The organism is Pseudomonas sp. HLG18, assembly GCF_051903985.1.
Lineage (GTDB): Bacteria > Pseudomonadota > Gammaproteobacteria > Pseudomonadales > Pseudomonadaceae > Aquipseudomonas > Aquipseudomonas fluorescens_BT.
Genome location: NZ_CP195831.1, coordinates 294,489 through 311,846, shown reverse-complemented (window position 1 = coordinate 311,846; position 17,358 = coordinate 294,489). Strand labels below are relative to the sequence as shown.

Annotated in this window: 15 protein-coding genes; 9 read left to right on the top strand and 6 right to left on the bottom strand. The window is 62.1% G+C overall.

The window, feature by feature from the left end:
- Positions 1-44: 44 nt before the first annotated feature.
- The 4 genes from ACSPX5_RS01515 to ACSPX5_RS01500 all read right to left on the bottom strand — a co-directional run bounded on the left by ACSPX5_RS01515 (position 45) and on the right by ACSPX5_RS01500 (position 3,680).
- Positions 45-1,220, bottom strand: a complete 1,176-nt coding sequence (locus ACSPX5_RS01515; RefSeq protein ID WP_439820817.1) for a M20 aminoacylase family protein — start codon at positions 1,218-1,220, stop codon at positions 45-47.
- A gap of 144 nt (positions 1,221-1,364) precedes the next feature.
- The gene (locus ACSPX5_RS01510; RefSeq protein WP_169429196.1) at positions 1,365-1,667 is read right to left on the bottom strand and encodes an amidase; all 303 of its coding nucleotides are present in this window, start codon (positions 1,665-1,667) and stop codon (positions 1,365-1,367) included.
- Positions 1,664-2,743 carry a serine hydrolase domain-containing protein gene (locus ACSPX5_RS01505; protein WP_439820816.1) on the bottom strand — a complete coding sequence of 360 codons (1,080 nt, stop codon included), beginning with the start codon at positions 2,741-2,743 and terminating at the stop codon, positions 1,664-1,666. Before ACSPX5_RS01505 ends, ACSPX5_RS01510 begins: the two co-directional genes overlap by 4 nt.
- A 31-nt stretch (positions 2,744-2,774) precedes the next feature.
- Positions 2,775-3,680: an acyl-CoA dehydrogenase gene (locus ACSPX5_RS01500; protein ID WP_439820815.1), complete on the bottom strand. Its 906-nt coding sequence runs from the start codon at positions 3,678-3,680 to the stop codon at positions 2,775-2,777.
- Positions 3,681-3,833: 153 nt separating this feature from the next.
- Between ACSPX5_RS01500 and olsB the strand changes: the two genes are divergently transcribed.
- Together olsB and ACSPX5_RS01490 are read left to right on the top strand one after the other, a co-directional pair.
- Entirely contained in the window at positions 3,834-4,589 is a 756-nt protein-coding gene (gene olsB, locus ACSPX5_RS01495; protein ID WP_085729947.1) for an L-ornithine N(alpha)-acyltransferase, read from the top strand.
- Positions 4,589-5,383, top strand: coding sequence for a lysophospholipid acyltransferase family protein (locus tag ACSPX5_RS01490; RefSeq protein WP_169429193.1), 795 nt, complete (start codon positions 4,589-4,591; stop codon positions 5,381-5,383). The genes olsB and ACSPX5_RS01490 overlap by 1 nt, the downstream gene beginning before the upstream one ends.
- Positions 5,384-5,397: 14 nt before the next feature.
- Here the strand turns inward: ACSPX5_RS01490 and ACSPX5_RS01485 are convergent, their stop codons facing one another.
- Entirely contained in the window at positions 5,398-5,970 is a 573-nt protein-coding gene (locus ACSPX5_RS01485) for an ACP phosphodiesterase (protein WP_169429192.1), read from the bottom strand.
- Positions 5,971-6,141: 171 nt separating this feature from the next.
- Here ACSPX5_RS01485 and ACSPX5_RS01480 point away from each other — a divergent pair, with 171 nt between their 5' ends.
- From ACSPX5_RS01480 to ACSPX5_RS01470, 3 genes are read left to right on the top strand one after another with little or no spacing between them, the layout of a single operon-like run.
- A complete protein-coding gene (locus ACSPX5_RS01480) occupies positions 6,142-6,444 on the top strand; it encodes an ArsR/SmtB family transcription factor (protein ID WP_007957866.1) in 303 nt (100 codons plus the stop codon).
- Between the two features lie 33 nt (positions 6,445-6,477).
- On the top strand, positions 6,478-7,641 hold the full coding sequence (locus ACSPX5_RS01475; RefSeq protein WP_439820814.1) for an MFS transporter: 1,164 nt from the start codon (positions 6,478-6,480) through the stop codon (positions 7,639-7,641).
- A gap of 32 nt (positions 7,642-7,673) precedes the next feature.
- A complete protein-coding gene (locus tag ACSPX5_RS01470; protein WP_169429191.1) occupies positions 7,674-8,723 on the top strand; it encodes an alkene reductase in 1,050 nt (349 codons plus the stop codon).
- A gap of 249 nt (positions 8,724-8,972) precedes the next feature.
- Here ACSPX5_RS01470 and emhR read toward each other — a convergent pair whose 3' ends face one another.
- Complete coding sequence (gene emhR / locus ACSPX5_RS01465; RefSeq protein WP_114881735.1) at positions 8,973-9,605, bottom strand: efflux system transcriptional repressor EmhR; 633 nt, start codon at positions 9,603-9,605, stop codon at positions 8,973-8,975.
- Positions 9,606-9,872: 267 nt separating this feature from the next.
- Between emhR and emhA the strand changes: the two genes are divergently transcribed.
- The 4 genes from emhA (at position 9,873) to ACSPX5_RS01445 (ending at position 17,202) form a co-directional block, all read left to right on the top strand.
- Positions 9,873-11,030 carry an efflux RND transporter periplasmic adaptor subunit EmhA gene (gene emhA, locus ACSPX5_RS01460; protein ID WP_169429190.1) on the top strand — a complete coding sequence of 386 codons (1,158 nt, stop codon included), beginning with the start codon at positions 9,873-9,875 and terminating at the stop codon, positions 11,028-11,030.
- A 3-nt stretch (positions 11,031-11,033) separates the two neighbouring features.
- On the top strand, positions 11,034-14,198 hold the full coding sequence (gene emhB / locus ACSPX5_RS01455) for an efflux RND transporter permease subunit EmhB (protein ID WP_207866640.1): 3,165 nt from the start codon (positions 11,034-11,036) through the stop codon (positions 14,196-14,198).
- Positions 14,195-15,655, top strand: coding sequence for an efflux RND transporter outer membrane subunit EmhC (gene emhC / locus ACSPX5_RS01450; RefSeq protein WP_169429188.1), 1,461 nt, complete (start codon positions 14,195-14,197; stop codon positions 15,653-15,655). The genes emhB and emhC overlap by 4 nt, the downstream gene beginning before the upstream one ends.
- A 287-nt stretch (positions 15,656-15,942) precedes the next feature.
- Entirely contained in the window at positions 15,943-17,202 is a 1,260-nt protein-coding gene (locus tag ACSPX5_RS01445) for an OprD family porin (protein WP_169429187.1), read from the top strand.
- The last annotated feature ends 156 nt before the right edge of the window (positions 17,203-17,358 follow it).

Genomic DNA, 17,358 nt, shown 5'->3' with positions numbered 1-17,358 from the left:
GCGCGTGCGCACCTGCGTTCCAGCGGCAGCAAAAAGTGAAGAAATCAGGCCGGCTTGAGCCAGCTCTCGGTGAGCGCGCCCCAATACGCCGCGCCGGTCAACAGGATGTCGTCGTTGAAGTCGTAGGCCGGGTTATGCACCATCGGCCGCGCCACGCCGTTGCCGATGAACAGGTAGGCGCCGGGGCAGCGCTGGAGCATCCAGGCGAAGTCTTCGCTGCCCATCAGTTTCGGGGTGTTGCCATCCACGGCGTCGGCGCCGACCAGTTCGACGCCGACCTGACGGGCGAACTCGGTTTCAGCGGTGTGGTTGACCAGTACCGGATAGGCCGGGCGGTGTTCGAGGGTCGAGGTGCAGCCGAAGCTTTCGGCCTGGGACTCGATGATCGAGCACACGCGATGGAGGGTCTGTTCGCGGACCTCGGCATTCAGCGCACGCAGGCTCAGGCGCAGGATCGCCTGTTGCGGGATCACGTTCGCCGCTTCGCCGGCCTGCAATGCGCCGACTGTCACCACCGCCGCCTGCTGCGCATCGATGTTGCGCGCGACCACGGTTTGCAAAGCCATCACCACACTGGCCGCAGCGACCAGCGGATCCACGGCCAGATGCGGCATCGAACCGTGGCCGCCGACGCCTTCGATGGTCACCGTGAGCAAATCCTGCGAAGCCATCATCGGCCCTTCGCGAAAGCCCAGATGTCCCGCCGGCAGGCCCGGCATGTTGTGCATGCCGAACAGCGCGTCGCACGGAAAACGTTCGAGCAGACCGTCGGCGAGCATCGCTTCGGCCCCGCCCTGCCCCTCTTCGGCGGGCTGAAAAATCAGCGTCAGGGTGCCGTCAAACTGACGTGTCGCGGCCAGATAACGCGCCGCGCCGAGCAGCATCGCGGTGTGTCCGTCGTGGCCGCAGGCGTGCATGCAGCCTTGATGGCGGCTGCTGTAGGCGACGCCGGTGTTCTCGATGATCGGCAGCGCATCCATGTCGGCCCGCAGCCCGAGTTTGCGCGTGCTGCTGCCGTTGCGCAGCACGCCGACCACGCCGGTCTTGCCGATGCCGGTGTGGACTTCATAGCCCCACTCCTGGAGCGACCGGGCCACCAGCGCCGAGGTGCGGCTTTCCTCGAAACCGAGTTCAGGGTGAGCGTGAATGTCCTGGCGGGTGGCGTGCAGATCGCTGGCCACGTCGTTGAGCCAGGCCAGAATATGCTGATGTCGGGGCATGACGGTTCTCCTCGCGCGGGTGTTTCCCGGTCTTGTTGTTCGCTATGAATTCACGACACATCAACGGCAGGTCGTGCTCACCGCCAGATAACCGCGAGACACGCGAGAGGACAATCGAATGTGGTTCCACAGGGTGGAACCGGATCAGGGTTGCAGGCGACAGCCCTGGCGTTCGCCTTGCCACTGGGCGCTGTTGCGGCGTCCCAGGCCACTGGCGGTGACGATTTTTTGCGTGCGGTCATCGGTCAGTTCGCTGGGCAGCCACTGCTTCACGTAGCCCCGGCAATATTCGGCGTCGTTGTTCATCACGTAGCGGCACGAACAATATTCCTTGGCGGTGTAGGCGCTGATGATGTCCGGGAAGGCCCACAGGTTTTCGCGCTCGTGCCAGCCCCAGCCCAGCAGCACGATCAGGAGCACCAGCAGGATTTGTCTGAACAGTTTCATGGCCGCACCGCCCCCAGCACACGCTTGAGCAATTCGTTGTGGCTATAGCTGCCGTCGCGATCATCGGCATAGCGAACGATCACCAGTTTTTCGCTGGGGATCACGTACAGCGCCTGGCCCCAGTGGCCGAGGGCGGCGAAGGTGTCGAGCGGTGCGTCGGGCCATGGTGAGGCGACGCCATCCGCCGGGCGATTGAGCCACCACTGGCCGCCGGGCACGGCTTCGTCCTGATGGGCCTTGTAGCCGGCAAAGGGTTGGCGGTTGAAAGCGACCCAATCCCTGGGCAGCAATTGCCAGTCGTTCCAGCGTCCGTCCCGTTCCATCAGCAGGCCGATTCGCGCCAGATCCCGTGCCGTCAGGTAAGCGTAGGAAGACGCGACGAAGGTGCCCGTGGCATCGGTTTCCCACGTGGCGTGGCGAATGCCCAAGGGATCGAAAAGCGCTGTCCACGGGTAGTCCGGATAACGTTGCGGGTCGACGATGGTTTTCAAGGCGGCGGCCAACAGATTGCTGTCGCCGCTGGAATAGCGGAACGCCTGACCCGCTGGCGCGTAACTGTCGTGATCGGCAGTGAAGGCGGCCATGTCGCGGTGACCACGGGTGTAGAGCATGGCCACCACCGAGGATTTCAGCGGGGCATATTCGTAATCTTCCTGCCAGTCGATGCCCGAGGCCCAGTGCAGCAGATCCTTGATCGTGATGGCCGGGTGTTTTTCCAGCACCGGGTAATATTTCTCGGCCGGGTCATCGAGCTTGAACAGGCCTTCGCCGTAGGCCACGCCAAGCACTGTGGCCATCAGGCTTTTGCTGATCGACCAGGTCAGGTGCGGGGTGTCGGCGGTGGTCGCGGCGGCGTAGCGTTCGTAGATAACCTGGCCGTCGCGGATCACCAGCAAGGCGTCGGTGCGGATGCCTTTTCGGGTGCTGTCATCGCGGGTCGGGAAGGCGTAGGCCTCCAATGCATCGACGGCCGGGCTGGTGAGTTTCGGGCCGGTCGGCCAGTCGTCAGCCGGCCATTGTTCGGCCTGAACCGTGAAGCTGATCAGCAGCAGAAACAGGGACAGGCCTTTGAACATGGTGAGGGCTCTGGGTATGAACCTGAGAAGACTAGCCGACGTTCATGACAGATGTGTTTTGGCTTGCCCCCAACGCCTTGGCCAGACGCTTGGCACGCGCGCCAGCCGCCAGTTGCATGACCGATTGATCGCGCTGCCACATCGCTGCCCACTCAGAATTACCGTCACGCAGTGCCTGATCAACCTCCGGTTTGAGCCCGTCGAACTGCGCAAACAATCCGCCGAGCAACACATGCCCCGCCGGATTGTTCGGCGGCTGGCGACTGACTTCCGCGCACCCGGCCAACAGCGCCAGCAAACGCAATTGCAGCGGCTGCGGCCAGCCGCTGTCCTGACCGACGCCATACAGCCATGCAGTCATTGCGCTCAATACGTAAACGTCTTCAAGGGTGCGGAACGGTTTGACGTAGGCATCCCAACCGTCCCCGGCGAGCAGTTCGCAAAGAGCCTCGTCGAGGTACAAGCGGCCATGGCTGATGTCCGGCATCAATGGCAGCGCCGGCAGTTTTTCCACTCGCACGCCGGGCTCGCCGGGATACACCACCGCCAGACTCAGGCGCGGTGATTCGCCGGGTTGTTCACTGCGCGCGGCGATCAGCAGCCAGTCCGCCGCATCGCCGGCAGTGACGAAATCCTTTTGCCCGGTGAGGCGCAGATCCGTGAGCCGGGTCTGCATGTCCGCCGGGCGCAGGCTGCGCTGCTCGGTCGCACACATCGCGCCGAGGCTCGGCGGCGCGCTCGGCCAGAGCATGCGCAACGCCGCTTGATACCCCACCAGAAACGCCAGCCCCGGCGTCGCCATTCGCCGCCCTCCCGCCACCGCCAGTTCGAACGGCGTCACGCTGCCCAGTTGATGCAGCAACATGGCGAAGCCCTCCGCCAGATCGGCAACGGCGGGCAGGCGTTCGCGGCATTCAAGCAGGGTCGACCAGGTCATCAGAGACTCCTTGTGGGCTGTCATATAAGCATCACCAAACATTCATGGCGATGACACCGGGGCTACATAGCCTGACTTTGCACAACACGGCTGCATAAAGAAAGTCGATCGGCTGCAACCCATGACGGGTTCAAGGCCCGTACGGAGATTCACATGACTCAGATCGCCCGCATCAGCGACACCGGCAATGAACGCCGCCTGCAAGCCGAACGCCTGATCGGCGCCGAGGCCTTGCAGCAAGCCCAGGCCTTGCGCTTCAACGTGTTCAGCGGCGAGTTCAACGCCAAGCTGAACGGCGCGGAGCTGGGTCTGGACATGGACGACTATGATGTTCACTGCAGCCACATCGGCGTGCGTGACCTGAACACCGGGCGCCTGGTGGCCACTACCCGTTTGCTCGATCACACCGCCGCCAGCAGCCTGGGCAAGTTCTACAGCGAAGAAGAATTCAGCCTGCACGGCCTCGCCGGCCTGCAAGGCCCGATCCTGGAAATCGGTCGCACCTGCGTCGACCCGGCCTACCGCAACGGCGGCACCATCGCTGTGCTTTGGGGCGAACTGGCCGAAGTCCTCAATCAGGGCGGCTACAGCTACCTGATGGGCTGCGCGAGCATTCCGATGCAGGACGGCGGCGTCCAGGCTCACGCGATCATGCAGCGCCTGCGCGAACGGTATCTGTGCACCGAACACCTGCGCGCCGAGCCGAAGAATCCGTTGCCAACCCTGGATATTCCGTCAAACGTGATCGCCGAAATGCCGCCGCTGCTCAAGGCCTACATGCGCCTGGGCGCGAAGATCTGCGGCGAGCCGTGCTGGGACGAAGACTTCCAGGTCGCCGACGTGTTCATCCTGCTCAAGCGCGACGAACTCTGCCCACGCTACGCCAAGCACTTCAAGGCGGCCGTGTGATGAGCCGGCTGCGGGTGTACGCGCGGATCGCGCGAGTGTTGCTGGTGGTGACGCTGGGCCTGAGCATGGCCAGTGTCTTCGGGGTTTTCGAGCGTTTGGGTCTGGCCCATTCGATGCAACGCCGGCAGCGCTGGTCGCGGTTTTTCATGGCGCGCCTGAGCAATGCCCTGCCCTTTCGCGTGACCGTCCACGGTGAGCTGCCGAAGCAGCCGATGCTGTGGGTCAGCAACCATGTGTCGTGGACTGACATTCCGCTGCTCGGGATGCTCACACCGCTGTCGTTTCTGTCCAAGGCCGAAGTGCGCACCTGGCCGGTGGCCGGCTGGCTGGCGGCGAAGGCCGGCAGCCTGTTCATCCGTCGCGGCTCGGGCGACAGCCAGTTGATCCGCAAGCAGATGACCCGTCACCTGCAAACCGATCATCCGCTGCTGATGTTCCCGGAAGGCACCACCACCGACGGCCGTTCGCTGCGCACCTTTCATGGTCGTCTGCTGTCGGCGGCGATTGATTCCGAGGTGAAGCTGCAACCGGTGGCGATCCGTTATTTGCGCAATGGCGAGATTGATTCGCTGGCACCGTTCATTGGCGACGATGATCTGCTGTCGCACCTGATGCGTCTGTTCAGCAACGATTGCGGCGAGGTGGAAGTTCACCTGCTCAAGCCGATTGCCTGCCAGGGCCGGGAACGCGCAGCGCTGGCGTACGAAGCCCAGCAAGCGGTGCACAAAGCGTTGTTCGGCGAAGTGGCCAAACCGGCTGAACCCCGTCGCGCAGGCGAGTTGATCGCTGCCTGAACGTCATCATCTGCCTACAGCTGCCGGCCTGCGAAGTCCTGCAGTTGTGGGTAGAACAAGCGGAAGTCATCACTGAGCGGTTCATACAGACAGCGCAATTCCTGCATCGCCCCGGCCAGTTCTTCAGGCTTGCTCAGGCGCCGGGAAATCCCGCGCAGCACCTGTTCCAGCACTTCGAAATCCTGATACGAGCCCAACCAGTCATTGGCCACCATGTGCGGGGCGATCTTCGCCAGCCGCTCGGGCAACTGCCGCTCGCTGGTCAGCACGCGGTAAACGTCAGTCGTGAATTGTCCCAACGGCCGGTCGGCGTACAGCGCCCAATCGCGGGCGAGGCAATGGTCGAAGAACACGTCGAGCACGATGCCGGCGTAACGGCGGCGGGTCGAGGTAAACCGCGCCAGTGAAGCGTCGACCAACGGATGGCGATCGGTGAAGACATCGATCTGACGATGCAAGGCAATCGCCGCTTCGATCTCCGGGTCGAACTGCCCTTGCAGCCGTCCTTTGACGAAATCGCCATACAGACTGCCGAGCAGTTGACCGGGGCGCTGGCCACCGAGGTGCAAATGTGCGAGATAGTTCATGGGCGCAGCTTAGCACCGCGTCCGCGTTTGTTTACATCTCACATATCGTTATAACCCGATATACCGATTTATGCGGTCGTCAGATCGAATTCATATTGGTATATCGCGAAATACCGATTTAAAGTTCGCCTCATCGCGATATAGCGCTACACACATCACGAGCACCCAGCCATGAACATTGACCTCGACGAAATAATAAAAGCCCTGGCACACCCAGTACGACGAGACATCCTCAACTGGCTGAAAGACCCGAAAGCCCAGTTTCCGGAACAGATCCACAACCACGAGTACGGCATCTGCGCCGGGCAGATCGATCAACGCTGCGGCCTGTCGCAATCGACCGTCTCCGCCCACCTGGCCACCCTGCAACGAGCCGGACTGATCAGCAGCCAGAAGGCCGGCCAGTGGCACTTTTTCAAACGCAACGAGGACGTGATCCAGGCGTTCCTCAGCACCCTCAGCAAAGAGCTCTGACCCTTAACGTCAGCCAGCCAAAAGGACTAAACGATGCCCCTCTCGCTACTCATACTCGCCTTGAGCGCCTTCGCCATCGGCACCACCGAGTTTGTCATCATGGGCCTGCTGCCCGATGTGGCGGCCGACCTCGGTGTGTCGATCCCCGGCGCCGGCTGGCTGGTCACCGGTTACGCCCTCGGTGTGGCGATTGGTGCACCGTTCATGGCGATGGCCACCGCAAAACTGCCGCGCAAGGCTGCACTGGTAGCGTTGATGGGCATCTTCATTATCGGCAACCTGCTCTGCGCCATCGCCACTGACTACCAGGTGCTGATGTTCGCACGAGTGGTTACCGCCCTCTGCCACGGTGCGTTCTTCGGCATCGGTTCGGTGGTCGCGGCCAACCTGGTGGCGCCGAACAAACGTGCTTCGGCCGTGGCTCTGATGTTCACCGGCCTGACTTTGGCCAACGTCCTTGGCGTACCACTGGGCACCGCCCTCGGTCAGGAAGCCGGCTGGCGCTCGACCTTCTGGGCAGTGACCGTCATCGGTGTGATCGCGCTGATCGGCCTGATCCGCTTCCTGCCGGCCAAGCGTGACGAAGAAAAACTCGACATGCGCGCCGAACTGGCCGCGCTCAAGGGCGCCGGTATCTGGCTGTCGCTGAGCATGACCGCATTGTTCGCCGCCTCGGTGTTCACTCTGTTCACTTACGTCGCACCGTTGCTGGGCGATGTCACCGGTGTCTCGCCCCGTGGCGTGACCTGGACCCTGATGCTCATCGGCCTGGGCCTGACCGTCGGCAACATCATCGGCGGCAAACTGGCCGACAAGGGCCTGGCCGCGACGCTGATCGGCGTGTTCATTGCCATGGCCGTGACCTCCACTGTCCTGACCTGGACCAGCATCGCGCTGATCCCGACCGAGATCACTCTGTTCCTCTGGGCCACGGCGTGTTTCGCCGCCGTGCCGGCCCTGCAGGTGAACGTCGTGACCTACGGCCAGGCCGCACCGAACCTGGTGTCGACCCTGAACATCGGCGCCTTCAACGTCGGCAACGCCCTCGGCGCCTGGGTCGGCGGCAGCGTCATCGCCCACGGCTACGGCCTGACCAGCGTGCCTCTGGCCGCTGCCGCGCTCGCGGTCCTGGCCCTGCTGGTGACCCTGATCACTTTCCGCCAGAACGGTAATCCCGAGCTGGCCACCGCTAACTGATTCACTCACTTACTTCACGAGGGTTGTATCTCATGGCAACAATTTTCGATCCGATCAAACTGGGCGATCTCGAACTGTCCAACCGCATCATCATGGCACCGCTGACTCGCTGCCGCGCCGACGAAGGCCGCGTGCCGAACGCGCTGATGGCCGAGTACTACGTACAACGTGCCTCGGCCGGCCTGATCATCAGCGAAGCCACTTCGGTGACCCCGATGGGCGTCGGCTACCCGGACACCCCGGGCATCTGGTCCAACGACCAGGTGCGTGGCTGGACCAACGTGACCAAGGCCGTTCATGCGGCCGGCGGCAAGATCGTTCTGCAACTGTGGCACGTGGGCCGGGTTTCCCACCCGTCGTACCTGAACGGCGAAGCGCCGGTTGCACCGAGCGCCATCCAGCCGAAAGGCCACGTCAGCCTGGTTCGCCCGCTGGCCGACTACCCAACCCCGCGCGCACTGGAAACCGCTGAAATTGCCGACATCGTCGACGCCTATCGCGTCGGTGCGGAAAATGCCAAGGCGGCCGGCTTCGACGGCGTGGAAATCCACGGCGCCAACGGTTACCTGCTCGACCAGTTCCTGCAAAGCAGCACCAACCAGCGCACCGACCACTACGGCGGCTCCCTGGAGAACCGTGCCCGCCTGCTGCTGGAAGTGACCGACGCGGCCATCGAAGTCTGGGGTGCCGGTCGTGTCGGCGTCCACCTGGCTCCGCGCGCCGACTCCCATGACATGGGCGACGACAACCTCGCTGAAACCTTCACCTACGTTGCCCGCGAACTGGGCAAGCGTGGCATCGCCTTCATCTGCTCCCGCGAGAAAGAAGGCGCCGACAGCCTCGGCCCACAGCTGAAGGAAGCCTTCGGCGGCGCGTACATCGCCAACGAACGCTTCACCAAGGACAGCGCCAACGCCTGGCTGGCCGAAGGCAAGGCTGACGCCGTGGCATTCGGTGTGCCGTTCATTGCCAACCCGGACCTGCCGGCCCGCTTGAAGGCCGATGCGCCACTGAACGAACCGCACCCGGAAACCTTCTACGGCAAAGGCGCAGTCGGCTACCTCGACTACCCGACCCTGTAAGCCTCACCGCAGAAACGCAAAAGCCCCCGACTCGTGAGAGTCGGGGGCTTTTTATTGGTCGCCGGGCGGCCAAGCCGTTCACATTCGTTCACAGGCTCGACACAAAATTGCTACAAAATACGTAGCTCGCTACCTATCAACCCGCGCCACAGAGGTATATAAAAGCATCCCATTGCAGCGGGGCGAGTGAACAGGGATCTTCACCCTCCTCCGTCATTGACACAAACTGATCCAATAACGAATTTTGTTTCATTTGCGCAGGCTGGGGCTCCAACGCAGCATGTCCAGCCCGGTATCGACCCAGCGCTCGGCCTCGGCGTACAGCTCAAAGCTGTCCGGGGCCAGCAGCCACTGATACAGAATGCCATCGATAAAAGCGTGAATGCTGATGGCTGCGCGGGCGGTGTCGAGGTCTGCCGGCAACTGCCCACGATTGACCGCATTACTCAATGTCAGCGCGATCCGCACATTGCAATCGAGGCTGGCGGTCCGGCGCTGTTGGCGCAGATCGCACATTTCATCGGTGAATTCGCACTTATGAAACAGAATTTCGTTGATACGCCGGGTCTTCGGGTCCAGTGCAACTTGATGAAACAAATGAATCAGCAGCTTGCGCATGCAGCCCAGCGGGTCGGGTTCGTCCTCGCTTTCACTGGCCTTGGCCAGCTCATCCAGCGGCTCATGCAGCGTATCGAGCATCGCCTGCAGCAAATCGGCCTTGTTGCTGAAGTGCCAATAGATGGCGCCACGCGTCACGCCGGCCAGGCTCGCGATATCGGAGAGCGTCGTGCGAGCCACTCCCCTCTCAAAGAAAGCTTTTTCGGCGGCTTCCAGAATCTGGCTGCGCGTTTCCTGAGCTTCCTCTTTGGTACGACGAACCATGGCAGTAAAACCTCAAACAAAATGTTTCAGGGATGGCTGAATATCCGCTGAATAAAAAGGGGTGGATCTCTCGCGGATCGACGCCCCCGGCCTACAATTTCAGACCTTGCCACGACTTTTGTAACCGGTTGGGTACGCAGCGAAGGTGTTTACAAACAACCATGAACGTAAGTATATTCCTTAGCAAGCTACTTATCCACCCGGCACCCATTTTTTACCCTTCCACACTTCTTGTGCGCTTTTCGCGCGCCTGACCCGAGGATCTTCATGCAATTCAAGCCAGCTGTTACCGCTCTGGTCACTGCCGTCGCCCTGGCATCGCTGCTCAGCGGATGTAAAAAGGAAGAGGCGGCTCCCGCCGCACCACCTCCTCAGGTCGGCGTCGTCACCCTGCAACCACAAGCCTTTACCCTGACTTCCGAACTGCCGGGCCGCACCAGCGCGTTTCGCATTGCCGAAGTTCGTCCGCAGGTCAACGGCATCATTCTCAAGCGTCTGTTCAAGGAAGGCGGCGATGTCAAAGCCGGCCAGCAGCTGTATCAGATCGATCCGTCGGTCTATGAAGCGACCCTGAAAAGCGCCGAAGCCAACCTGCGTTCGACCAAGTCGATTTCCGACCGTTACAAGCAACTGGTCGACGAGCAGGCCGTCAGCCGTCAGGAATACGACACCGCCGTGGCCAATCGCCTGCAATCGGAAGCGTCGTTGCAGACCGCACAGATCAACGTGCGCTACACCAAGGTCTACGCACCGATCTCCGGGCGTATCGGCCGCTCTTCGGTGACCGAAGGCGCACTGGTCAGCAACGGCCAGGCCGATGCGATGGCGACCATCCAGCAACTGGACCCGATCTACGTCGACGTCACCCAGTCTTCGGTGGAACTGCTGGAACTGCGCCGCGAACTGGAAAGCGGCCGTCTGCAGAAGGCCGGCGACAACGCCGCTGCGGTCAAGCTGACCCTGGAAGACGGCAGCCAGTACAAGCTCGACGGTAAGCTGGAATTCTCCGAAGTGTCGGTCGATCAGACCACCGGTTCCGTGACCCTGCGCGCCGTGTTCCCTAACCCGGATCACACCCTGCTGCCCGGCATGTTCGTCCACGCGCAGTTGCAGGCCGGTGTGAACAGCGCCGCGATCCTCGCACCGCAGCAAGGCGTGACCCGCGACCTCAAAGGCACCCCGACCGCGCTTGTCGTCGGACCGGACAACAAGGTCGAACTGCGTCAGCTCAAGGCCAGCCGCACCGTCGGCAGCCAATGGCTGATCGAAGACGGCCTGAAGGCCGGCGATCGTCTGATCACCGAAGGGCTGCAATTCGTCAAGCCTGGCATCGAAGTCAAGCCAAGCGAAGCGACCAACGTCGGCAACAAGAACCCGGCCCCCGCTCAGGCAGCTGACAAAGCCGCCGGCGGCAAAGGGGAGTAATCCATGTCAAAATTTTTCATTGACCGTCCGATTTTCGCCTGGGTAATTGCCCTGGTGATCATGCTGGTCGGGGCACTTTCGATCCTGAAACTGCCGATCAACCAGTACCCGAGCATTGCGCCACCGGCCATTGCGATCTCCGTGACCTACCCGGGTGCTTCGGCACAGACGGTTCAGGACACCGTGGTGCAAGTGATCGAGCAGCAACTCAACGGTATCGACAACCTGCGTTATGTGTCTTCGGAAAGTAACTCCGACGGCAGCATGACCATCACCGCGACCTTCGAGCAAGGCACCAACTCCGACACCGCGCAAGTCCAGGTCCAGAACAAGCTGAACCTGGCCACCCCGCTGCTGCCGCAGGAAGTGCAGCAGCAGGGTATCCGCGTGACCAAGGCAGTGAAGAACTTCCTGCTGGTGATCGGTGTGGTGTCGCGTGACGGCAGCATGACCAAGGACGACCTGTCCAACTACATCGTGTCGAACATGCAGGACCCGATCTCGCGGACCGCCGGTGTCGGTGACTTCCAGGTCTTCGGTGCCCAGTACGCGATGCGCATCTGGCTCGACCCGGCCAAGTTGAACAACTTCAACCTGACCCCGGTCGACGTGAAAACCGCGATTGCGGCGCAGAACGTCCAGGTGTCGTCCGGTCAGCTCGGTGGCTTGCCTGCCGTGCAGGGCCAGCAGTTGAACGCCACGATCATCGGCAAGACCCGTCTGCAGACCGCCGAGCAGTTCAAAGAGATTCTGCTCAAGGTCAACAAGGACGGCTCGCAGGTTCGCTTGAAGGACGTGGCCGACGTCGGCCTGGGAGGCGAAAACTACGCCATCAGCGCCCAGTTCAACGGCAGCCCGGCTTCCGGACTGGCAGTGAAACTGGCCAACGGCGCCAACGCCCTCGACACCGCCAAGGCACTGCGCAAGACGATTGACGACCTCAAGCCGTTCTTCCCGCAAGGCATGGAAGTGGTGTTCCCGTACGACACCACCCCGGTGGTGACCGAGTCGATCAAGGGTGTGGTTGAAACCCTGGTGGAAGCGATCGTGCTGGTGTTCCTGGTGATGTTCCTGTTCCTGCAGAACTTCCGCGCCACCGTCATCACCACGATGACCGTGCCGGTGGTATTGCTCGGTACGTTCGGCATCCTCGCGGCGGCCGGCTTCAGCATCAACACCCTGACCATGTTCGGCATGGTCCTCGCCATCGGCTTGCTGGTGGACGACGCCATCGTCGTGGTGGAAAACGTCGAGCGGGTGATGAGCGAAGAAGGCTTGTCACCGAAGGAAGCGACCAAGAAATCCATGGGCCAGATCCAGGGCGCTCTGGTCGGTATCGCCCTCGTTCTGTCGGCGGTATTGCTGCCGATGGCGTTCTTCAGCGGCTCCACCGGTGTGATCTACAAGCAGTTCTCGATCACCATCGTGTCGGCCATGGCGTTGTCGGTACTGGTCGCGCTGATCTTCACCCCGGCGCTGTGCGCCACCATGCTCAAGGCGATTCCGCACGGTGAGCACGGTGCGCCGAAAAAAGGCTTCTTCGGCTGGTTCAACCGCAACTTCGACCGTGGCGTTCGTGGCTACGAGCGCGGTGTCGGCAACATCCTGCAGCGCAAGGCACCGTACCTGCTGGCCTACCTGCTGATCGTGGTCGGCATGATCTGGCTGTTCACCCGCATCCCGACCGCGTTCCTGCCGGAAGAAGACCAGGGCGTTCTGTTCGCCCAGGTGCAGACCCCCGCCGGTTCCAGCGCCCAGCGCACTCAGGTGGTGGTGGATGAAATGCGTGAATTCCTGCTGCGTCCGACCAAGGACGGCGGTGAAGGCGACGCAGTAGCCTCGGTGTTCACCGTAACCGGCTTCAACTTCGCCGGCCGTGGCCAGAGTTCGGGTATGGCGTTCATCATGCTCAAGCCGTGGCACGAGCGAAACGCCGACAACAGCGTGTTCAAACTCGCCGCCCGCGCCCAGCAGCACTTCTTTACCTTCCGCGATGCGATGGTGTTCGCCTTCGCTCCGCCAGCGGTACTGGAGCTGGGTAACGCCACCGGTTTCGACGTGTTCCTGCAGGACCGCGCCGGTATCGGTCACGAAAAACTGATGGCTGCGCGCAACCAGTTCCTGGGCATGGCGGCACAGAGCAAAGTGCTGACCCAGGTTCGTCCGAACGGTCTGAACGACGAGCCACAGTTCCAGCTGGAAATCGATGACGAGAAGGCCAGTGCCCTGGGCATCACCATCGCCGACATCAACAACACGTTGTCGATTGCGCTGGGCAGTAGCTACGTCAACGACTTCATCGACCGCGGTCGGGTGAAGAAGGTGTACGTGCAGGGCCGGCCAGACTCGCGCATGAGCCCGGAAGACCTGAAGAAGTGGTACGTGCGTAACGCCTCCGGCACCATGGTTCCGTTCTCCGCGTTCGCCAAGGGCGAGTGGATCTACGGTTCGCCGAAGCTTGCGCGTTACAACGGTGTTGAAGCGGTCGAGATCCTCGGTGCCCCGGCGCCGGGTTACTCCACCGGTGAAGCGATGGCCGAAGTCGAGGCGATCGCCAAGAAGCTGCCGGCCGGTGTGGGTATCTCGTGGACCGGTCTGTCGTACGAAGAACGACTGTCCGGCTCGCAGGCTCCGGCGCTGTACGCCCTGTCGCTGCTGATGGTGTTCCTGTGTCTGGCGGCGCTGTATGAAAGCTGGTCGATTCCGATCGCGGTCATGCTCGTGGTACCGCTGGGGATCATCGGTGCGCTGATGGCCACCAGCCTGCGCGGTCTGTCGAACGACGTGTACTTCCAGGTGGGTCTGTTGACGACCATCGGTCTGGCGGCTAAAAACGCCATTCTGATCGTCGAGTTCGCCAAGGAATTGCACGAGCAGGGACGCAGTCTGCGCGATGCGGCCATTGAAGCCTGCCGCATGCGTCTGCGACCGATCATCATGACGTCGCTGGCCTTCGTCCTCGGTGTTGTACCGTTGGCCATCTCCACCGGCGCAGGCTCGGGCAGCCAACACGCAATCGGTACCGGCGTGATTGGCGGTATGCTCACCGCAACGATCCTGGCGATATTCTGGGTTCCACTGTTCTTCGTCACTGTGTCGTCCATGGGTCAGCGCAAAAACGCCGGCAAGGATGACGCCATAGAAACTCCTAAAGAGGCTGGCCAATGAGCAAGTCGCTACTCTCCATCGCAGTCGCCGCCTTCGTGCTGAGCGGTTGCTCGCTGATACCGGATTATCAGCAGCCTGAAGCACCGGTGGCCGCGCAATTCCCGCAGGGCCCGGCGTACTCGCCGGCCCAGGCACCGGCGCAGGCCGCTGCCGAACAGGGCTGGAAGCAGTTTTTCCATGACCCGGCCCTGCAGCAACTGATTCAGGTCGCCCTGGAAAACAACCGCGACCTGCGTGTCGCGGCGCTGAACATCGACGCCTACGCGGCTCAATACCGCATCCAGCGCGCCGACCTGTTCCCGGCCGTGTCGGCCAATGCCAGCGGCAGCCGTCAGCGGGTTCCGGCCCGTGCGTCGCAGAGCGGTGAAGCGGCCATCAACAGTTCCTACTCCGCCACGGTCGGCATCAGCGCCTACGAACTCGACCTGTTTGGTCGGGTTCGCAGCCTGAGCGAACAAGCGTTGCAACAATACTTCGCCACCGAAGAAGCGCGCCGCAGCACCCAGATCAGCCTGGTGGCCAGCGTGGCCAACGCCTACCTGACCTGGCAGGCCGACAAGGAACTGCTCAAGCTGACTCAGGACACCCTCGGTGCCTTCGAGGAAAGCTACAAGCTGACCAGCCGCAGCAACGAAGTCGGTGTGGCCTCGGCGCTGGACCTGGCGCAGTCGCGCACCTCGGTCGAGAACGCCCGGGCACAACTGGCGCGTTACACCCGCCAGGTCGCTCAGGACGAAAACAGCCTGACCCTGCTGCTCGGCACCGGTGTGCCGGCCAACCTGCAAGCGGCCAAACCGCTGTCGGATGACCTGCTGGCCGACGTGCCGGCCGGCCTGCCGTCGGATCTGCTGCAGCGTCGTCCGGACATCCTTCAGGCCGAGTACAACCTGAAGGCGGCCAACGCCAACATCGGCGCGGCCCGTGCAGCGTTCTTCCCGAGCATCAGCCTGACCGCCAACGCGGGCAGCCTGAGTCCGGACCTGTCCGGCCTGTTCAAGGGCGGTTCGGGCACGTGGCTGTTCCAGCCGCAGATCAACCTGCCGATCTTCAACGCCGGCAGCCTGCGCGCCAGCCTCGACTACGCCAAGATCCAGAAGGACATTGGCGTGGCGAACTACGAGAAGTCCATTCAAACGGCCTTCCAGGAAGTCGCCGATGGCCTGGCCGCGCGCCAGACCTACACCGAGCAGTTGCAGGCCCAGCGCGACTTCGTCGCTGCGAACCAGGACTACTACCGTCTGGCCGAGCGTCGCTATCGCATCGGCGTCGACAGCAACCTGACCTTCCTCGATGCCCAGCGTCAGCTGTTCAGCGCGCAACAATCGCTGATCACCGACCGCCTCGCGCAGTTGACCAGTGCGGTCAACCTGTACAAGGCTTTGGGCGGCGGCTGGAATGCGCAGACCGCGCAGAACGAACCGCTCAAAGAAGAAGCGCCGAAGATGAAGCTGTTCTGATCATCCGGTGAACACGAGAAGCCCGCCGATTGGCGGGCTTTTTGTTGCCTGCGAATCTTGCGTTCGATAATCGCCCAAATTCCACTTTCGCCGATTGAATCGCGTCGCCCACGCCCCGCACCATTCGAGCCACAAAACCAATAACAACAGGTTCGACACCATGCTCCCGCGCCCTGCTCCATCCGGCTGATCGCCGCCGCTTCGCCTCTGCATCCATCGAATTTCTGCGCCACCAATACGGTCGCAGCGTCCCCGTTTGCCCAAAAAAACAAGAGAGACCCGAGCCCATGACAACCTCCCCTGCGCCCTACGCATTTCCCGGCCTGATCGCCCTCGCCCTGGCCAGCGTCGCGCTGCCCGCTGCGGCTGAAGAAGCCGGTTTCATCGACGGGGCCAAGGCCAACCTGAACCTGCGCAACTTCTACATCAACCGCAACTTCACCAACCCGACCAAGGCTCAGGGCAAGGCTGAAGAATGGACGCAGAGCTTCATCCTCGACGCCAAGTCCGGTTTCACCCAGGGCACCGTCGGTTTCGGCATGGACGTATTGGGGTTGTACTCGGTGAAACTCGATGGCGGTAAAGGAACGGGCGGCACGCAATTGCTGCCCCTGGACCATGACGGTCGCCCGGCAGACAACTTCGGTCGCACCAACGTGGCGTTCAAGGCCAAGCTGTCGCAGACCGAAGTGAAGGTCGGTGAATGGATGCCGGTGCTGCCGATCCTGCGCTCGGACGACGGCCGCTCATTACCGCAGACCTTTCGCGGCGGCCAGATCACCTCGAAGGAAATCAATGGCCTGACCCTTTACGGCGGCCAGTTCCGCGCCAACAGTCCCCGTGACGACAGCAGCATGAGCGACATGTCGATGACCGGCAAAGCCGCGTTCACCTCCGACCGCTTCAACTTCCAGGGCGGCGAATACGTGTTCAACGACAAGCGCACCCAGATCGGCCTGTGGAACGCCGAACTCAAGGACATCTACAGCCAGCAATACGTCAACCTGATCCACAGCCAGCCGCTCGGCGACTGGACCCTGGGCGCCAACCTCGGCTTCTTCTATGGCAAGGACGACGGCAGTGCCCGCGCCGGCGACCTCGACAACAAGACCTGGTCGGGCATGTTTTCGGCGCGATACGGCGGCAACACCTTCTACGTCGGTCTGCAAAAACTCACCGGCGACAGCGCCTGGATGCGCGTCAATGGCACCAGCGGTGGAACGCTCGCCAACGACAGCTACAACTCCAGCTACGACAACGCCCGGGAACGTTCCTGGCAACTGCGCCATGACTACAACTTCGCCGCCCTCGGCGTTCCCGGCCTGACCCTGATGAACCGCTACATCAGTGGCGACAACGTCCACACCGGGACCACCACCGACGGCAAGGAATGGGGCCGCGAGTCCGAACTGGGCTACACCGTGCAAAGCGGCGCGCTCAAGGACCTGAACGTCAGATGGCGCAACTCGACCATGCGTCGTGATTTCAGCAACAACGAGTTTGACGAGAACCGCCTGATCGTCAGCTATCCAATCAGTCTGCTGTGAATGTGAAGACGGCGCTCCCCGCGAGCGCCGTCTTCAACCGCTGGTCATTTGAGTCTGGCAAGTCCCCGGGACCCGGTTACATTTAGGCGGTGTTTTTTATTCTCCAGCCCGCAGTAGGAGCCCATTTACCTTCCGTTATCTCCGGATGCTGTACGC